The organism is Salinicola aestuarinus (assembly GCF_003206645.1).
GTDB classification, from domain to species: domain Bacteria; phylum Pseudomonadota; class Gammaproteobacteria; order Pseudomonadales; family Halomonadaceae; genus Salinicola; species Salinicola aestuarinus.
The window spans coordinates 177,231-194,488 of record NZ_PZJP01000005.1 but is presented as its reverse complement, the minus strand read 5'-3'; the positions used below and the strand labels follow the sequence as shown (position 1 = coordinate 194,488).

Genomic DNA, 17,258 nt, shown 5'->3' with positions numbered 1-17,258 from the left:
GGCGATTCTTCAATACGGAGCGACGCGCCCCTGGGGAGCGCGTCTCGATGATGGCGCGGTTCGCAACTCGACGAGGTTTCAGTGCCACGCGCCCGGGCGCCCCTCCCTGCGGGGCCCCGAACGTCTGACCGCCTGGACTCACGTCGGTTCGACGCCCGCCAGCTGAAGCGCTTCACCCACGTTGCCGTGGTAGCGCTCGGAGAGCCAGGTCAACGGCAGACGGATGCCCTCGCCCGCGTAACCCATGCGGTTGAGTGCCCACTTGACTGGAATCGGATTGGCTTCGATGCCGAGTGCCGTATGCAGCGAGGCCAATCGCGCGTTGATCTGGTGTGCCCTGTCACGTTGGCCGGCGGTCGCGGCGACGCAGAGCTCGTGCATGGCCCGCGGGACGACGTTGGCGGAGACCGAAATGTCGCCATGGCCGCCCATCAGCATGAAGTCGCAGGCCGTCGGGTCGTCGCCGGAGTAGAGCGCGAAATCGCTGCCCTTGAGGCGATCGATCAACTCTTCGGCGCGCTCGAGATTGCCGGTGGCATCCTTCAAACCGACGATGCGCTCGAGTTCGGCAAGGCGAAAGACTGTCTCGTTGTAAATGTCCGAGCCGGTGCGGCCGGGCACGTTGTAGAGAATGATCGGCAGCTCGCTGGCCTCGGCAACCGCCTTGAAGTGGCGATACAAGCCTTCCTGGGTCGGCTTGTTGTAGTAGGGCGCAACCGACAGGCAGTAGTCCGCGCCAACGTCGCTGGCGTAGCGCACCAGCTCGACCGCTTCGGCGGTGTTGTTGGCACCGGTGCCGGCAATGACGGGAATGCGGCCGTTGACCTCCTCGACCACCGTGCGGATCACGTCGAAGTGCTCCGCGAACGACATGGTGGTGGGCTCGCCGGTCGTGCCCGCGGCGACGATTGCGTCGGTGCCGTGCTCGAGATGGAAGTTCACTAGACGCCGCAGCGCTTCCCAATCGATCTCGCCACCGGCGTTCATCGGTGTCGCCAACGCGACGATGCTGCCTGTGATCATCTTGCCGTTCTCTCCCTTAAACCGATTTGGCTCAGCGCCGTGCACCGCGTCTGACGCGGGCTCGTACGCGCCGACTGATACGACCTGCCTAAGCAGGCCTTGCCTGATGCGAGGTGACCGGCACGATAGCCGAAGCGGTGTGCGCCAACAGCCCAGCCGCGGGCCCGACTTCTGCAAACCCCAGATGGTACTCAGGCAACTGTGGCGTGTACAGCCAAGCCCCGGCGCGAGCGGGGTGGTCGTCGCTGACGCCGCATCGTGCCACGGTATCGGGTATCGTGCGCCAAGGGCATCCGCGTGCGATGAGACGATGCCCTACCCTATCGACCGTTTTGGAGAGTCAACATGCCAGTCAGCGTTGGAGAACCCGTCGAAAACTTTACCGCCGAGGCGACCGGCGGCGCGCCGTTTGAGCTCGATGCGCTGCGCGGCCAGCAGGTCGTGATCTATTTCTATCCCAAGGACAGCACGCCGGGCTGCACCACCGAAGGCGGCGACTTCCGCGACAACATCGAGGCCTTCGCCGCGGCCAATACCGTCGTGGTGGGTGTCTCGCGGGACGGCATCAAGTCCCACGAGAACTTCAAGGCCAAGCAGGGCTATCCGTTCGAGCTGATCTCGGACCGTGACGAGGCCGTCTGCCGCCAGTTCGACGTCATCAAGCTCAAGAAGCTCTACGGCAAGGAACACCTGGGCATCGAGCGCAGCACCTTCCTGATCGACGCGGAGGGCCGCCTCGCTCAAGAGTGGCGTGGCGTGAAGGTTCCGGGCCACGTCGACGAGGTGCTGACAGCGGCGCGCGAGCTCAACGCCTGACGCCCGATCCCAGCAGCGTCCCCGTCGACAGCCGATATGAGGCTGTCGACGGCCGAGACGCCGAGACAATCAGGGCGTCTCGAGTCGCTCCACCACGCGCTCGCCCCGTGGCCACGCTGTGACCAGCGCCTTGATCAGCGTCGCCAGCGGAATGGCGAAGAAGATCCCCCAGAACCCCCAGATCCCGCCGAAGAACAGCACCGCCACGATGATCGACACCGGGTGCAGGTTGACCGCCTCAGAGAACAGGATCGGCACCAGCACATTCCCGTCGAGTGCCTGCAGGATGGCGTAGGCGACCAGCACGTAGAAGAACTGCTCGCTCATGCCGAAGTGGAACCCCGCCACGGCGGCCACAGGCAGCGTGGCCACCGCGGCGCCAATATAGGGGACGAGCACCGACAACCCGACGATCAGCGCCAGCAGTGCCGCGTAGGGCAGGCCGAACGCCCAGAACGTGGTGAAGGCGACACTGCCGACGATCGTGATCTCGATCGCCTTGCCGCGAACGTAGTTGGCGATCTGGTCATCCATCTCGAGCCAGATTCGCGTCATCAACGTCCGTTTGCGTGGCAGCATCGAGAGCATAAAGGCGGCCAGCCGGTCCCGATCCTTGAGCAGAAAGAACACCAGAATCGGCACCAGCACCAGATAGATGATTACCGCCATCACGCTGCCGAGCGAGGCCAGCGACAGCGTCACCGCCTGCTGGCCGAGCTGCGAGGCCTGGCGCCCGGCCGTGGCGATCCAGCCCTGTATCTGGTCCGGTGTGACGATGGTCGGATACTGCTGCTGCATCTCGCCAAGCCAGCGCTGGGAGCTGTCGAACATGCTGGGCGCCACGCGCACCAGCTCGACGAGCTGATTCCACACCAGTGGCAGTACGATCAGACAGAGTGCCAGCAGCGCGCCGACGAAGAGCAAGAAGACGAGCCCCACGGCCAGTAGACGCGGTAACCCCCGCCGCTCGAGCCAGGTCACCACGCCCTGCAGCAGAAAGGCCACCACCAGTGCCGTGAAAAACGGCGCCAGCGCCTGGCCGAGCCAGATCACCAACAGGCAACCGCCGACCAGTAGCGCCAGCAGCACGATCGCCTCCTCGTCCGACAGATAGCGCTCGAACCAGCGCTGAACGGCACGCTTCAAACTCATGAGCGCTCCTCATTGGCGACCTTGAGCAGCCGATAGCGATAGCGACCCGCCTCGTCGGTGCGCTCGAGGAGCTCATGGCGGCTGTGAGCCGCGAAACTCTCGAAATCGCGCCACGAACCGGGGTCGGTGGCGATCACCTCGAGCACGCCGCCGTCGGGCAGGCTGGCGAGTGCCTGTTTGGCTTTGAGCAGCGGCAGCGGGCAATCGAGGCCGGTGGCATCGAGGCGCGCGTCCGGCTCGCCGGCGTTGATCGGGGACGATGCCGAAGGGTGGGAGCGTTCATCGGGCGCGTAAGACATGGCACTTCCTGATTGGCGTGGCGATCCTGGTCGTCGAAGGTCGAACTCCCGGGCCTCCTGACCCGCGAGTCGACGGCCGCGTCGCGCAAGGCGTCGACTCGTACAGGCGACTGCGGCAGACTGCGATGCAAAGCATGATAACGCAAACCCTACAAAGGCCTGCGTCGCTTTCATCCGCCCGCAGACGAGAACGCTCATGACGCCACGAGCCCTGAGTTTTTTGCGACGCCGCACGCGTCTCGCGAGGCGCTGGACGACGGGTGCCGCGCTGGCGCTGGTGCTCGGCCCCGGCGTACCGCTCGCCGAGGCGCAGTCGACCTACCAGCTCCCGGATCTCGGCAGCACCAGCGCCTCGGTCACCACTGGCGACGAGTATCGCCTCGGCCGCGCCTGGCTGCGCCAGTTCCGAGCGCAGACGGACCAGTGGCAGGATCCGATCGCCGAGACCTATGTGCGCTCGATGCTGGCCAAACTGCAGCCCTACAGCGGTGCCAACGAGCGTCTCGTCGTCACGCTGGTGCAGAGCCGTTTGCTCAACGCCTTCGCCGTCCCGGGCGGTATCGTCGGCGTCAATGCCGGCCTCTTTGCCTCGGCACCCAAGGAGGGCGAATTCGCCTCGGTGCTGGCTCACGAGCTCGGCCACCTCGCCCAGCGCCACTATGCCCGGCGCATGGAGCGAGTCGAGCAGACCCAGCTGCCGACCATGGCCGCCATGCTCGCCGGCATGGTGCTCGCCGCGGGCGGCGGCGGCAGTGCCGGTATCGCCGCGATGATGGGCTCCCAGGCCGCCTTCATGCAGGACCAGCTCGCCTACTCGCGGCGTTTCGAGCAGGAGGCCGATCGCGTCGGGATCAATGCCATGGCCAAGGCCGGCTACGATCCGCAGGCCATGCCGGAGATGTTCCGTTCGCTACAGAAGCTCGCCGCCCTCCAGGGTGGCAACCCGCCGGAATTCCTGCTGACCCACCCGATCACCGAATCCCGAATCAGCGATACCCAGGCCCGCGCCGACCAGCTCGCCTCCCCGCCACCCCGCGACGATCCGACCTACGACATGGTTCGAGCGCGGGCGCTGTTGATGCTCAACCGGGAAACACCGGCGCAGGCGATGACCGTGCTGATGCAGGACCATCCGCCCGCCGCTGCGGTGCGCTACCTGCAGGCGCTGACGGCAGCGGCGCAGAACCACTACGACGACGCGCTGGCGAGTCTCGATGCGCTGACGCGGGAGTATCCGGATCTGTCACTGATTCCCACCACCGCTGCCGAAATCGCCTACGCCGCCGATCGCCGCGAGGAGGCGCTCGAGCGCGCCCGGCGCGTGCTCAGAGTGTCGCCGAGCTACTACCCCGCCGAGTGGGTGCAGGCAGAGGCGCTTTTGCAGCTGGCGCCGGATCGTGCCTTCGATGTCCTGCGCGGAATGAGCGAAGCCTACCCGGAGAACCCCAACGTCTTCGGCCTGCTCGCCGAGGCGGCCGGGCGCAGCGGTCGCGACGCCTGGGGGCAGCTCGCCCGCGCCGAGCAGCTTCAGCTCGAAGGCCGCATCGACACGGCGATTCGCCAGCTCGACTCGGCTCGCGATGCCGCCAAGCGCGAGAACGATTACGCCATGGCCGGGCGCATCGAGCGCCGGCGCGAGGATTTTCTCGGCTATCGAGAGACGATGCGGAATTTCTGATCCGCGCTGAGCGGCAAGCGGATGAGGCCGCTCAGGTGGCCTCGTCAAGGCGGGCCGCGATGGCATCGAAAAACGTCATCGGCTCGATCACCATCCGGAACTTCGGCTTCGGGGCGGCGGCATGCTGCACGATCACCAGCTCCCGCGCCGGATTGATATAGACGTACTGACCGTGGATACCGCGCGCCGTGTAGGCGCCGTCCCGCCGCGACGCCTCGGTCCAACCGGTCCACCACATGTAGCCGTAGTCGAGCGTCTCTCCGCCGGCCAGCTGCGTCGGTCGCGTCGCCGCCGCGATCCAGCCCTCGGGTAGCGTCGGTTGCCCTTGCACCACCCCGCCCTCGAGCATGAATTGGCCGAAGCGCGCGTAGTCACGCAGCGTCGCGGCGATCCCGCTGCCGCCAATCTCGACGCCACCCGGCGATTCGATCCACCAGGTAGCATCGCTCTCCATGCCGTAGGGGCGCCACAGCTTCGCCGAGAGATAGTCGCTCAGCGAGCCGCCGACCGCGCCGCGGACCACTTCAGCGAGAATCTGGGTCTCACCGGTGCTGTAGTTGTGGACCGTCCCCGCGGCCGCCACCCGGCGTAGCCCCGCCATCACCGCCATCGTCGCCCCGGGGCGCTGAGCGCGCTGCGCCTGCAGTAGCGCCCGCCGATCGGAGTCAGGATCGGTGTAGGTCTCGTCCCAGCCGACACCGGAAGCCATCATCAGCAGATCGCGCAGCGAGACCGCCGCATAGTCGCTTTCGGCCAGTGCCGGCACATAGTCGCCCACCCGGGCGGCCAGTCCCTCCGCGATCAGGCCATCGCGAATGGCCATGCCGGCAAGCGTCGAGGTGACCGACTTGGCCAGCGACATCGACATCCAGCGCGTATCGGGGGCGTTGCCGCGCTGGTAGGTCTCGTAGCGCACGCGCCCGCGCTGCAGCACCAGCAAGCCCGTGACGCTGTTCAGTGCCAGATAGTCGAAGAGGTCGTAGTCGTTGCCCCCCGCACGCAGGCAGAGGTCGCCGAGATCCGCCGGCGCCGGGGGCAAGGCGCGTACGGCGTCGCCGGCCGGGATCACTCGCGAGGGAAAGAGACGATCGATATTGCGGTAGGTATTAACGGCCAGATCCGGCGTCAGCCGACCGGAATAGGCGTCGCCGACATCGCCAATGGGCTCGTGCGCGTGGCGGTAGGGCGTCGATGATGCACGCTCTGACATGCTCGTTCTCCCTGAGGTGATCATCAATCCTTATCACACCCGCCACGCCTGACCCAGCGCATCAGTTGCAGACCGGCAACCAACGGAACGATTCATACAGAGACATCAGACGGACAGGCAGCCATCCGGGAGAAAACAGGAGGTCAAAATGGTGGGTCGTGTAGGATTCGAACCTACGACCAATTGGTTAAAAGCCAACTGCTCTACCAACTGAGCTAACGACCCTGAAGGTGCGATCGACAAGGGATGCCGAATCGATGCCATGACGGCGAGATGGGGAGTCGATGGTGGGTCGTGTAGGATTCGAACCTACGACCAATTGGTTAAAAGCCAACTGCTCTACCAACTGAGCTAACGACCCATCGAGCGACCCGTCGGAAAGTGGTGGGTCGTGTAGGATTCGAACCTACGACCAATTGGTTAAAAGCCAACTGCTCTACCAACTGAGCTAACGACCCCTTCCGACTGCGCGCACATACTACTGGTAACCCCCGGGACAGGCAAGCGTTTTTTCCCGCCCCGGGGGTTACCCCTGTGCCAGCCGATCAGTCGTCGCTGCGACGCGGCCGACGCGGTTTCTTCATCGCCGTGACCGGACGCCGCTTGTTCTTGTCACGGTTCCAGCGGTTTTTCTCGTCCGGGGTGAGCTCCGGCACCTTGCGCGCCTCGAGACCCGCCAGGGTGGAGAGTTCGTCGATCTCATCCTGGGAGAGCTCGAGCCACTCGCCGGCCTTGGCCCGCTTGTCGAGAAAGATGCTGCCGTAGCGCACCCGCTTGAGCCGACTGACGGTGAGTCCCTGGGACTCCCACAGCCGGCGGACCTCGCGATTGCGGCCTTCCATGATGACCACATGGAACCAGGTATTGATGCCCTCGCCGCCGAACTCCTGCACGTCGCTAAAGCGCGCCGGGCCGTCCTCGAGCATCACCCCGTCGACCATGTTGACCACGTGCTCACGCTGCACGTCACCCATGACGCGCACGGCGTACTCACGCTCGATCTGGTGCGACGGGTGCATCAGGCGGTTGGCGAGTTCGCCATCGGTGGTGAAGAGCAGCAGGCCACTGGTGTTGATGTCGAGGCGGCCGATCGCGATCCAGCGCTCGCCCTTGAGCCGCGGCAGCCGCTCAAAGACGGTGCGCCGCCCTTCCGGGTCCTTGCGCGTGCAGAGCTCGCCCTCGGGCTTGTTGTACATGATCACCCGGCGCGGCACTTCCTCGACCGCGCGCAGGCTGAGCGGACGATCGTCGAGCGCGACACGGTCGCGGGCCTCGACCCGATCGCCAAGCGTTGCGATCTTGCCATTGACCTTGACGCGGCCGGCGCTGATCGCGGTCTCCATTTCACGGCGCGAGCCGTAGCCGGCCCGCGCCAGCACCTTCTGCAGTTTTTCGGTGGACGTATCGGTCATGAGTCTTTCTTGGCCTCATCGGCTGCGGGAAGCGTCGCGGGCGTGTCGTCGCCATCATCGACCGCTTCCGAAGTGTCCGCCCCCGCTGCGCGCTGCTCGTCGGCATCGCGTTGGCGGGCGCGTTCGACCAGTCGCGCTTCGAGCTCGGCAAAACTCGGCGACCGGTCGGGGGACGCCGTCTCGGCGTGTTCGTCTGTGTCGTCCGCCTTCGACTCGACAGGAGTCGGGGCGGCCTTTGCCGATAAATCATCGACGGCCTCGGCACCCGGGGGGCCCTGGCCGTGATCACCGCCGCCCTGATCGGCAAACGGCTCGTGCATGGCGGTCTCGAAAGTCTCCATCTGCTGCAGCGCCTGCATGGGCGGCAGCGCATCCAGACTCTTCAATCCCATATCGTCGAGAAAGGCCCGCGTGGTGGCATAGACAGCCGGCCGGCCGGGCACGTCGCGGTGGCCCACCACTCGAATCCAGCCACGATCGTGCAGCGTTCGCACGATCGAGCTCGAGACGGCCACGCCGCGCACCTCCTCGATGTCGCCGCGGGTCACCGGCTGACGGTAGGCGATCAATGCCAGCGTTTCCAGCAGCGCCCGCGAATAGCGCTGGGGGCGCTCTTCCCAGAGCCGCGAGACCCAGGGCGAGTAGCGCTGTTGAATACGCACCCGATAACCCGATGCCGTCTCGCTAAGTTCCAGTGCACCGCTCTGGGCAAGACGCGCCGATAGCTTGGTCAGCGACTCGCGAATCGCGGCCCGCGACGGCGGCTGACGCTCGAACAGCGATTCGATCCGTTCCAGCGATACGGGTTCGCCGGCGGCCAACAGTACCGCTTCGAGTATATCGTCAAGGGCTGGCGTCACGTAGGAGTCGGTCAAACGGTTCATGGCGTCGGGGTATCGTCGCCGGGTCGCGCACGCGGCTCGGCAGCATCGACAAAGGGCGCGTCGGACACCGCTTGCGGCTCACCGTCGGGCACCTCGAACGCGCCGTCGACGCCGGATTCCAGGGCCAGGCGCGCCCGCAGATGGATCGGAGAAAGCGGCGCATTCTGCACGATTTCGATCATCGACTCACGCGCTAATTCCAGAATCGCCACGAAGGTGACGATGACGCCGGCGCGCCCCTCCTCGAGGTCGAACAGCGTCTCGAAGCGCGTGTAGCGGTCGGCGCCGAGCCGGTTCATGATCGCGAGCATTCGCTCACGCGTCGAGAGTGTCTCCCGACTGATGCGGTGCGACTGACGCAGATCCGCGCGTTTGAGCATCCCGCCAAGCGCGCCGAGAAGATCGTCGAGGCCGACGTCGGGGTGCTGGATTCGCACCTCGAGCTGCGGCAGCGCCGCCTGCGCCGGCATCCAGTCACGCCCTTGCCTTGGCACTTCGTCGAGCGCTTCGGCAGCGACCTTCAGCTGCTCGTACTCCTGCAGCCGACGGATCAGTTCAGCGCGGGGATCCGCCTCCTCGTCCTCGTCGTCGCCCCTGGGCGGACGCGGCAGCAGCGTGCGTGATTTGATCTCCGCCAGCATCGCCGCCATCACCAGATACTCCCCGGCGAGATCGATCTCGAGCGCCTGCATCAGCTCGACGTACTCGACGTACTGATGGGTGATCGCCGCGACGTTGACGGCAAGAATATCGAGGTTGTGACGACGAATCAGATAGAGCAGTAGATCGAGCGGCCCTTCGAAGGTCTCGAGAAAGACCTTGAGCGCCTCCGGCGGGATATACAGATCTTCCGGGAGCTCGCTCATGCCCTCGCCGTTGACGGTCGCGACGAACGCCTCGGGTCTCGACGAATCGCTATCGACGCGTTCGGATTCGGTCACGCTCATCTCGTCTCCCGTCACCGGCCAATGCAGTCAGCGCAGTCTATCAAGCGCGGCGGCCCAAGCCCACGCGGCCTCCAGCAATCGGATGGCGGATTCAGGCAGGCTGACGGGCGAAGCGGCGGTAGGCGAAGTCGTCGCCTTTTTGCGCATCGACGATGGCCAGCGCTTGAACGTCGTCATGGTAGGGCGAGAACTCGCAGACCGGGTCCATCTGGGCGGCGTCGCCGGTGAGCGCCAGCGCCTGACACCGGCAGCCGCCCCAGTCGATCTCGCGTCGATCGCAGCTCTGGCAGGCGTCGGGCATCCAGTCGGTGCCGCGATAGGCGTTGAATGCCGGGTTGTCGCGCCAGATCTCGTCGAGGGCGTGTTCGCGCACGTTCCAGAACTCGAGCCCGGGGATCGTCTCCGCCGCATGGCACGGCAGGACGCGACCGTTAGGCGTGACATTCAGCGACTGGCGCCCCCAGCCGTTCATGCACGGTTTGGGCAGGCGCGCGTAGTAGTCCGGCACCACGGCGTCGATCACGAGCTTTCCCTTGAGCCGCTCACGGGCGGCCTCGACCAGCTCCAGCGCCTCCATCACCTGCTCGCGAGGCGGCATCAGCGCCCCCCGGTTGGCCAGTGCCCAGCCGTAATACTGGGCGTGAGCGATCTCCAGACGACGCGCCCCGAGCTCCAGCGCCAGCTCCACCAGATCGGGAATCTGATGCAGATTGTGGCGGTGGATCACGCTGTTGAGCGTCAGCGGCAGGCCGACGTCGGTCACCTCGGCGGCGAAGGCACGCTTCTTGTCGAAGGCGCCGGGCAGATTGGCGATGCGATCGTTGACCTCCGCCGTCGCGCCCTGGATCGAGAGCTGGACGTGGTCGAGACCGGCATCCGCCAACGCTTCGAGCCGGGCTCGCGAGATATTGACGCCGGCGGTGATCAGATTGGAGTAGAGCCCCGAATCGACGCAGCCAGCGATCAGCGCTTCGAGGTCGGGGCGCGCCGCCGGTTCGCCGCCGGAGAGATGCACCTGCAGTACACCGAGTTCGGCGGCCTCGGCGAAAACGCGCTGCCAGGTCTCGGTATCGAGTTCGTCACGCTTGCGCGTCAGTTCGACCGGGTTGGAGCAGTAGGGACACTGCAGGGGACAGCGATGCGTCAGCTCCGCCAGCATGCCAATGGGCGGCTGGGGGGCGGGGGTGCCGGGCGTCATACCACTTCCAGTACGTTCTTGGTGAGCAGGTCAACGAGCATGGCGCGAACGTCGATGAGAATGCGCTCGCGGGGGGCCGCGAACGTCGCTGCCAGATCGTCGACGATGGCCGCGATACTGCGCTCGCCGTCGAGGCGGGAGAGCACCTCGCGGGCGACCGGATCGAGCTGGAACACCCGCTCCGGCGCCAGCAGCACCCAGCCGCCACGCGCCTTGTCCTCGCGCAGCCGTACGCCGCGCGGGATCTTGACCACGTCCGTCTCTGACAGCGCCGGTGCGCCGCCGGTGTCCAGCTCGGTGTTTTCCGGGTTTTCCGTGCGGGTCATGACAGCCTCCCTTCGCCGCCCAGGCCGTCGCCGTCGACGCCGCTGCCCCAGGCACCGGGCGGCACCTGGCCGGGGGTGACGTAGGCATGCTGCAGCGCGTCGAGCATCGCCCACAGCACGCTGCACTTGAAGCGCAGCGCATCGATCACCGCCTGCTGCTGGTCGGCGCGCACCGCATGGCGCTTGACGTAATCCAGCGCCATCTCGGCATCCCGCGGCGCCTGGGTCAGACGCGGCTCGAAGTAGGCGAGCGTCTCCCGCGAGACGAAATCGTAGTGCTCGAGCATCCCCCGTACCCGCTGGCCGATCACCATCGGCGAGAAGAGCTCGGTGAGCGAGGAGGCGATCGCCTCCAGCGGTGTGCGATCGCGCACGAAGTGGGTATAGGCCTCCACCGCGAAGCGCGTCGCCGGCAGGATGCCTCGGGTGGAGGTCACAAGCTCACGCGGCAGGTCGAGGCCGTCGGTGAGCTTCAGCCAGCGTTCGATACCGCCCTCGCCTGCCATCTCGCCATCGTGGTCGACCAGCCGTGAGCGCCATTCGCGACGCAGTGCCGGGTCGCTCATGCGTGCCATCAGCGAGGCATCCTTGATGGGGATCATCGCCTGGTAGTAATAGCGATTGAGTGCCCACGCCTGCACCTGACGCTTGTCGAGCTCGCCGTTCTGCAGCATTAGCTGGAACGGGTGACGATGGTGGTAGCGGCTCTCGCCGACCTCGCGCAGGCGCGCTTCCAACCCCGCGACATCGAGGGGGTCGGTCAGGTCGCGGCGATTTTCGAATGTCGCGCTCAACAGTTTAGCTCCATACCGTCGAAGGCGATCTCCCAGCCGGCCTTCTCGGCGGCCAGGCGTGCCTTCGAACCTTCGATCAACACCGGATTGGTGTTGTTGATGTGCACGAACACCCGCCGCGCGACGTTGAGCTCGGCGAAGGCGGCGATGCTGCCGTCGTCACCGGACATCGACATGTGGCCCATGCGAGCGCCGGTCTTGACGCCGACGCCAGCCTCGATCATCTCGTCGTCGCGCCAGAGCGTGCCGTCGAACAGCACCAGATCGGCGCCGTCGAGGCGTGCCGCCAGTGAGGGTGTCATCGCCGCGCATCCGGGGATGTAGTAGGCGCGCTGATCACCATGGAGGAACTCTACCCCCACCGTGCTCTCGCTCTCGCCGCCGATCTCCACCGTATCGCCCTCGAGATAGAGCGCCGTCTTGCCGGGTACGGCGAACAGCCGCGCGCCGAGCCCCTCGAGCAGCGCAAATGGCGCGTTCAGGGCGATCGGCTCGCGGTCGACGAACTGCGGATTCAACACGTCGAAGATCGGATTCTGCGCGAGAACGTTCTGAATCAGCGGCGTCGCCAGAAGGCGAAACGGCGAGCTTTCGCGCAGGTTCAACAGCCCGCCGATATGGTCGACATCGGCGTTGGTGACCATCACCGAACGAATCGGCGTGTGTCGATCGCCATGGCTCGGCTGCAACGCCGGCGTGGTCTGGATCTGGCTCAGGATTTCCGGCGCGCAGTTGATCAGCGCCCAGTTCTCACCGTCGACACTGGCGGCGATCGAGGACTGGGTGCGGGGTGTGACGCGAGGGTCCTTCGCCCACAGCAGACGGCAGACCTCGCATCGGCAATTCCATTGAGGGGAGCCGCCGCCAGCGGCGGCTCCGAGTACGCGAAGCTGCAGGGTAGCTGCCGCGCGTACGGGTTCAGCAGAACTCAAAATTCCGCGGGCATGTAATCGTTGATTTCCATGCCGACACAGATCTCTTTCACTTCCGGGGTCGTCCAGCTCATGGGGTCGCTCCTTGGCTACAGAATTGAAGGCGCCCGGTGGCCGGGCTCCGCGCCCATTCTAGACAATCGTCTCGAGCGACCCCAGCACTTCGTCGAGCGTCGTACCGATTTTACCCCCCGCCGGCCCCTGGGTTCTCGAAGGGCGGCGCTGCCACCCCGCATCAGGCGATCGTGGTGGCGCCGGCTGGCGCTGCCAATTTCGGATTCCTGCCATAGTCGTTGTCCTGGTGACTGTCCTGAACCAGAAAGACCAGCAGAATGATCGACCCCACCAGTGGAATGAGCGCAATCCACGCCCACCAGCCGGAGCGACCGGTATCGTGCAGACGCCGTACGGTCACGCCGATGCTCGGCAGCAGTGCGACCAGGTTGAAGATCAGACTGAAGACACCGACGTCCGTCGCATCGAAGAGGATCGCATCCAGCATGCCGAACCCGAACGAGAAAAGGGTGGTGAACAGGATAAAGAACCAGTATTCACGCCGTCGTGCTCGCCCTTGAAAGACGCAGTAGAGCTGGAAGCACTTCGTGAAGTAGCCGAAAGCCGACGTCGTTTCCACATTGGCAGCGGCAGTATCACCCAGCATTGAACCGCAGTGTTTACACTTCGTGGCGCCGTCTTGAATCTCTTCACGGCAGTAGGGGCAGTCCATAATCTTTTCCGTTTTAATCGATCAGTAACAGGATGGCGACGATCAGCCCAAGCGCTGACATCGCGCATCCGACAATGGCGGTATTACGCCCCTTTGCCTGGATCAGCGCCCCGGACAGTCCGGTAATGATGCCGAATAGCGGGATCACCATCAGGCCCGCCATCTCGTCCCAACTCAGATAGACGCCGGCCGTGGACCACGAACAGAAAAGCGACAGCAGGCCGAAGACAACGGCCGGGATGGGCAGCCACCAGGTCTCCGGGCTCAATGCTCGACGGCGCCCGTGGGCACCCACGGCGCCGAGACGGGAGTGACAGTGTCGGCAAAGAATGGCCTCTGTCTTGATCCCCTCCCGGCAGTAGGGACACCGACTGTTTTCCACGCCACCTCCTCGCATTAGCTCGGCCACATCAAGCGCTCGGGATGCTATCAGTTTTGCCAATCGAGTTCCGTGGCACATCACGTCAACGCGTGTAAGAGATCGCCTTGTCAGCCTGTCAGTCGATGATGAAGCCCTCTGCCAAAGACCCAATCAGACACGGGTAATCAGGACGGATTGATGTCTTTTTCATCGCGACGTTCAGGAAGGTTTCACAATGAGACCGAGGACCGCTATTCGGAAATCATCGAACGATGAACCCGTCGTCTTTGGCTGAATGGCTCAGACCTCATTCCCGATAAGATGTCCGCAGGCCGGGGGGCGCCCTGGGAAGGTTCGACAGCCGCGATCATCGCGATGAGACAGGATTCACCCTCAGCCGCTCGCGGCGTCGGCGGTGCGGTAGCGTCCTTGATAATCGAAGAGCTTGTCGCCGATGCGCCAGTGGCGGCCGGTCCTGCGGGCGATGACGAAATCCGGGGCCCGCAGACGGTCGGCCTCGCGCGTTGCCTCCTCGGCGGACACTGGCCGCCAGCCCGAACCGGGGGCGCGCAGGTGCTGACGCAGGAAGACCCGTTCAAAGACGTGTTGCTGCGCCGGCGTCTCCAGGCCGAACCACTCTTCCAGCGTCTCGCCATCCTCATCGTGATAGATCACCTTGAGCCTGGGTACGCCACGCCCGTTGGTGGTCGCCTGGAGTTCCATGCCGCTGACGCGCAGCACCTTGGCGTGGCGCAGCTTCAGCGCATCGCGCAGCTTGTCGTCGGGGTCGACCAGACGCTCGCCACAGTGGCCACAGGCGCGGGCGGCGATATCGTTCTCGCCGCCGCACTGTTCGCACACCTTGAAGCGAAAGCGGAAAGTACACTGTTGTCGACGCTCTCGCGCGCCCGCCTCGGTCATACCCGTCGGGTTTGACCTTACGCCGAGCGCGCGGTCCTGACCCTTTTCAACGAGCCCCTGGCAACGGCGACCGTGATGCTCGAGCACCAGCTCACCGTCGCGCTTGCCCCAGAAGATGTTGGCGAAACCGCACGCCGGACACTCGACCTGCACCGGTTCGCTCTCGCTGTCCGGCTTCGCCTGGGCGATCTCGGGGGCATAGAGATCCCAGGGGTTGCCGGCATAGTCGAGGATCAGGCAATCCGTCTTGCCCGGCGAGAGCCTCAGGCCCCGGCCGACGATCTGCTGGTAGAGCCCTACCGATTCCGTGGGCCGCAGCATCGCGATGACGTCGACGTGGGGCGCATCGAACCCCGTGGTGAGCACCGCGACATTGACCAGATACTTCACCTCGCGGGCCTTGAACGCTGCGATCAGGCGCTCGCGCTCCGGCCCCGGCGTGGCGCCGGTAATCAGCGCGCTCTCGGTGGACGGCAAGCGCCCGACCACCTCTTCGGCGTGCGCAACCGTGGCGGCGAAGATCATCACGCCCTCGCGGTCGCGGGCACGTTCGATGATGTCGGCGATGATCTGCGGTGTGGCGCGATTGCCCTCGACCACGGCGTTCAGGTCACGCTCGGCGAACTGCCCGTTGCGCTGCGGTAGCAGTCGCGAGAAGTCGTAGAACGCCATGGCGGCGTCGATGCGCCTGGGCTCGGCGAGGTACCCCTTGCGAACCATGACCCGCAGCGGCTGTTCGAACACGCAGTCGCGAAAGAACGCCTCTTCCGGGCCGCGCACCATGCCGTGATAGTGGCGGTAGTAGAGAAATCCTTCACCGAGGCGGTAAGGAGTGGCGGTCAGCCCCAGCACCTTGAGATTGGGCCGGGCCTGGCGCAGCCGGGCGATCACCTTTTCGTAGGTCGAAGCGCTGCGCTGTTCGTTCGCTGGCGCCGCCAGCGCATCTCGAGAGAGTGCCACGCGATGACACTCGTCGATCACCAGCAGCGTGAAGTCGCCGGTGGCAAAGGCATCGAGACCGTTGACGACCGACTGTACCGAGCCGAACACCACCTGGCGCGTGCTCTCCTTGCGCTTCAGGCCCGCGCTGAAGATATCCGCCTCCAGCCCGTAGGCGAGATACTTGGCGTGGTTCTGCTCCACCAGCTCGCGAACGTGGGCGAGCACCAGCACCCGACCGCGGGCGCGGCGGGCGAGATCGGCGATGACCAGCGACTTGCCGCTACCGGTGGGCAGCACGACCACCGCAGGGTCGTCACTTTGGCGAAAGTGCGCGATGACGTTGTCGACGGCCTGACACTGGTAGGGGCGAAGCTTAGGCGCGTGGGGCGAGAGAGCGTTCGTGGACATGGCGCGGAGTTTACGCACTGGCGACCGGCCCCGAAACGGCAAGATTGGCAGCGCCTGTTATTGCCGGCTCTGCGGGTGTCGGCTCCGGGGCTCGCCGGCAGGCCCCGGAACGCTGACGGGCCACCGGCGACAGGACAGCACGGAAACCCAACGCCAACCTGACCCCGAATTCGCGCTGCCTTACAATGGCGTCAATACGCGACGCCGCTGCGCCGCCGACGATTTGGGAGCATGACCATGACGAGCAGCACTTCTTTGCCATCCGCCACCCCCATCGAGGAGTACATCGCGCGACTCAGCGCTTCGGACATCGAGATCGAGGCGATGGACGATCAGGCCGCTCGCCTGCGCCACGACGACCTGGAATTCGTGCTGGTGGTGGCCCCGGACGAGCCGGCGTTCTTCCAGCTCATGCTTCCCGGTGTCTGGCAGGCGGCGGATTCCACCGATCGTCTTCGCCTGCTGGAGACTGCCAACGACGTCATGAATACGCTGAAGGCGGCGAAACTGGTGGTCCATAATCAGGCGGTGCACGTCAGCGTCGAGCAGTTCGTCTCTGGCCCGGAACAGGGCGCGGCACTGATGCCGGGACTGATGGAACTGCTCAAGAGCGCCGTGGCCGAATTCCAGGAGCGCCTGGGCATGGGCGAGGCGCCGCGGGTTCACTGACGTCTCGCGATGCCTGCACCGATGACACCGCGTCGTCGACGGCAATACGGCCTCGCGTTGTGCGCGTTTCCTTCCTAGGCTCACGTCACGCCCGGCGCCATCGCGTCGCGGCCGGCCCACTTTCATCCACGACAGGGAGTTCGCCATGAGCGATACCAGCCACTTCGTCGTCCTCGCCGAATTCTCCATCAAACCGAGACAGGTGCCCGCCTTTCTGGCCCTAGCGCACAACGACGCCAGCGAATCACTGGCCAACGAGGAAGGCTGTCTGAGCTTCGAGGTGCTGACACCCGAGGGCAGCGAAGATGTCGTCGTGCTGCACGAGATCTATCGCGACCGTGCCGCTTTCGAGCACCACACGACCATGCCGCACTATGCCCCGTTCAAGGAGGGTAGCGCCCCACTGCTCGCCGACGAACCCCGGGTCCGCTTCTTCTACCCGGCCACGCGACCGAGCTGAGAGCGATCGGCGCCGCCCTTCACGGCGCCGGTACCCGCCTGACGCAAGGCGCCGACGCCCGCCTGATGCAAGGCGCCGTCGACCGCCCATGAAAAAACC

General features: G+C 65.4%; 19 protein-coding genes and 3 tRNA genes. 4 read left to right on the top strand and 18 right to left on the bottom strand.

Annotated elements, in window-relative coordinates; translation table 11 throughout:
* Nucleotides 1–138 precede the first annotated feature (138 nt).
* Nucleotides 139–1,023, bottom strand: coding sequence for a 4-hydroxy-tetrahydrodipicolinate synthase (gene dapA, locus DOM41_RS06335; protein WP_110685992.1), 885 nt, complete (start codon nucleotides 1,021–1,023; stop codon nucleotides 139–141).
* Between the two features lie 345 nt (nucleotides 1,024–1,368).
* Here dapA and DOM41_RS06330 point away from each other — a divergent pair, with 345 nt between their 5' ends.
* Nucleotides 1,369–1,839: a peroxiredoxin gene (locus tag DOM41_RS06330; RefSeq protein WP_110685991.1), complete on the top strand. Its 471-nt coding sequence runs from the start codon at nucleotides 1,369–1,371 to the stop codon at nucleotides 1,837–1,839.
* A gap of 69 nt (nucleotides 1,840–1,908) precedes the next feature.
* Here DOM41_RS06330 and DOM41_RS06325 read toward each other — a convergent pair whose 3' ends face one another.
* Both DOM41_RS06325 and DOM41_RS06320 read right to left on the bottom strand, forming a co-directional pair.
* Nucleotides 1,909–2,991 carry an AI-2E family transporter gene (locus tag DOM41_RS06325; protein WP_110685990.1) on the bottom strand — a complete coding sequence of 361 codons (1,083 nt, stop codon included), beginning with the start codon at nucleotides 2,989–2,991 and terminating at the stop codon, nucleotides 1,909–1,911.
* Nucleotides 2,988–3,290, bottom strand: a complete 303-nt coding sequence (locus DOM41_RS06320; protein WP_110685989.1) for a sulfurtransferase TusA family protein — start codon at nucleotides 3,288–3,290, stop codon at nucleotides 2,988–2,990. The genes DOM41_RS06325 and DOM41_RS06320 overlap by 4 nt, the downstream gene beginning before the upstream one ends.
* Before the next feature lie 196 nt (nucleotides 3,291–3,486).
* Here DOM41_RS06320 and DOM41_RS06315 point away from each other — a divergent pair, with 196 nt between their 5' ends.
* Nucleotides 3,487–4,968 (top strand): M48 family metalloprotease, encoded by a 1,482-nt coding sequence (locus tag DOM41_RS06315; protein ID WP_110685988.1) that lies wholly within the window; start codon nucleotides 3,487–3,489, stop codon nucleotides 4,966–4,968.
* Between the two features lie 31 nt (nucleotides 4,969–4,999).
* Here the strand turns inward: DOM41_RS06315 and DOM41_RS06310 are convergent, their stop codons facing one another.
* From DOM41_RS06310 to radD, 15 genes are all read right to left on the bottom strand, one after another.
* The gene (locus DOM41_RS06310; protein ID WP_157956872.1) at nucleotides 5,000–6,178 is read right to left on the bottom strand and encodes a serine hydrolase domain-containing protein; all 1,179 of its coding nucleotides are present in this window, start codon (nucleotides 6,176–6,178) and stop codon (nucleotides 5,000–5,002) included.
* Between the two features lie 149 nt (nucleotides 6,179–6,327).
* Nucleotides 6,328–6,403, bottom strand: a tRNA-Lys gene (locus tag DOM41_RS06305).
* Between the two features lie 60 nt (nucleotides 6,404–6,463).
* Nucleotides 6,464–6,539, bottom strand: a tRNA-Lys gene (locus DOM41_RS06300).
* A 21-nt stretch (nucleotides 6,540–6,560) separates the two neighbouring features.
* Nucleotides 6,561–6,636, bottom strand: a tRNA-Lys gene (locus tag DOM41_RS06295).
* Between the two features lie 87 nt (nucleotides 6,637–6,723).
* Entirely contained in the window at nucleotides 6,724–7,590 is an 867-nt protein-coding gene (rluB, locus tag DOM41_RS06290; RefSeq protein WP_110685986.1) for a 23S rRNA pseudouridine(2605) synthase RluB, read from the bottom strand.
* Nucleotides 7,587–8,474, bottom strand: coding sequence for an SMC-Scp complex subunit ScpB (gene scpB, locus DOM41_RS06285; protein WP_110685985.1), 888 nt, complete (start codon nucleotides 8,472–8,474; stop codon nucleotides 7,587–7,589). The genes rluB and scpB overlap by 4 nt, the downstream gene beginning before the upstream one ends.
* Nucleotides 8,471–9,421, bottom strand: a complete 951-nt coding sequence (locus tag DOM41_RS06280) for a segregation and condensation protein A (protein WP_110685984.1) — start codon at nucleotides 9,419–9,421, stop codon at nucleotides 8,471–8,473. Before DOM41_RS06280 ends, scpB begins: the two co-directional genes overlap by 4 nt.
* 91 nt (nucleotides 9,422–9,512) lie before the next feature.
* Complete coding sequence (gene pqqE / locus DOM41_RS06275) at nucleotides 9,513–10,619, bottom strand: pyrroloquinoline quinone biosynthesis protein PqqE (RefSeq protein WP_110685983.1); 1,107 nt, start codon at nucleotides 10,617–10,619, stop codon at nucleotides 9,513–9,515.
* A complete protein-coding gene (gene pqqD, locus DOM41_RS06270) occupies nucleotides 10,616–10,945 on the bottom strand; it encodes a pyrroloquinoline quinone biosynthesis peptide chaperone PqqD (RefSeq protein ID WP_110685982.1) in 330 nt (109 codons plus the stop codon). Before pqqD ends, pqqE begins: the two co-directional genes overlap by 4 nt.
* A complete protein-coding gene (gene pqqC / locus DOM41_RS06265) occupies nucleotides 10,942–11,739 on the bottom strand; it encodes a pyrroloquinoline-quinone synthase PqqC (protein ID WP_223160941.1) in 798 nt (265 codons plus the stop codon). Before pqqC ends, pqqD begins: the two co-directional genes overlap by 4 nt.
* The gene (gene pqqB / locus DOM41_RS06260; RefSeq protein WP_245391760.1) at nucleotides 11,736–12,671 is read right to left on the bottom strand and encodes a pyrroloquinoline quinone biosynthesis protein PqqB; all 936 of its coding nucleotides are present in this window, start codon (nucleotides 12,669–12,671) and stop codon (nucleotides 11,736–11,738) included. The genes pqqC and pqqB overlap by 4 nt, the downstream gene beginning before the upstream one ends.
* Nucleotides 12,668–12,745, bottom strand: coding sequence for a pyrroloquinoline quinone precursor peptide PqqA (gene pqqA / locus DOM41_RS17950; RefSeq protein ID WP_075569317.1), 78 nt, complete (start codon nucleotides 12,743–12,745; stop codon nucleotides 12,668–12,670). The genes pqqB and pqqA overlap by 4 nt, the downstream gene beginning before the upstream one ends.
* Before the next feature lie 161 nt (nucleotides 12,746–12,906).
* Nucleotides 12,907–13,332, bottom strand: coding sequence for a DUF805 domain-containing protein (locus DOM41_RS06250; protein WP_110686631.1), 426 nt, complete (start codon nucleotides 13,330–13,332; stop codon nucleotides 12,907–12,909).
* Between the two features lie 79 nt (nucleotides 13,333–13,411).
* The gene (locus DOM41_RS06245) at nucleotides 13,412–13,780 is read right to left on the bottom strand and encodes a hypothetical protein (protein ID WP_157956871.1); all 369 of its coding nucleotides are present in this window, start codon (nucleotides 13,778–13,780) and stop codon (nucleotides 13,412–13,414) included.
* A 372-nt stretch (nucleotides 13,781–14,152) separates the two neighbouring features.
* Nucleotides 14,153–16,030, bottom strand: a complete 1,878-nt coding sequence (gene radD / locus DOM41_RS06240) for a DNA repair helicase RadD (protein WP_110685980.1) — start codon at nucleotides 16,028–16,030, stop codon at nucleotides 14,153–14,155.
* Between the two features lie 237 nt (nucleotides 16,031–16,267).
* Between radD and DOM41_RS06235 the strand changes: the two genes are divergently transcribed.
* Together DOM41_RS06235 and DOM41_RS06230 are read left to right on the top strand one after the other, a co-directional pair.
* Nucleotides 16,268–16,699: a hypothetical protein gene (locus tag DOM41_RS06235; protein ID WP_157956870.1), complete on the top strand. Its 432-nt coding sequence runs from the start codon at nucleotides 16,268–16,270 to the stop codon at nucleotides 16,697–16,699.
* Nucleotides 16,700–16,844: 145 nt separating this feature from the next.
* The gene (locus tag DOM41_RS06230; RefSeq protein ID WP_110685978.1) at nucleotides 16,845–17,159 is read left to right on the top strand and encodes a putative quinol monooxygenase; all 315 of its coding nucleotides are present in this window, start codon (nucleotides 16,845–16,847) and stop codon (nucleotides 17,157–17,159) included.
* Nucleotides 17,160–17,258 lie beyond the last annotated feature (99 nt).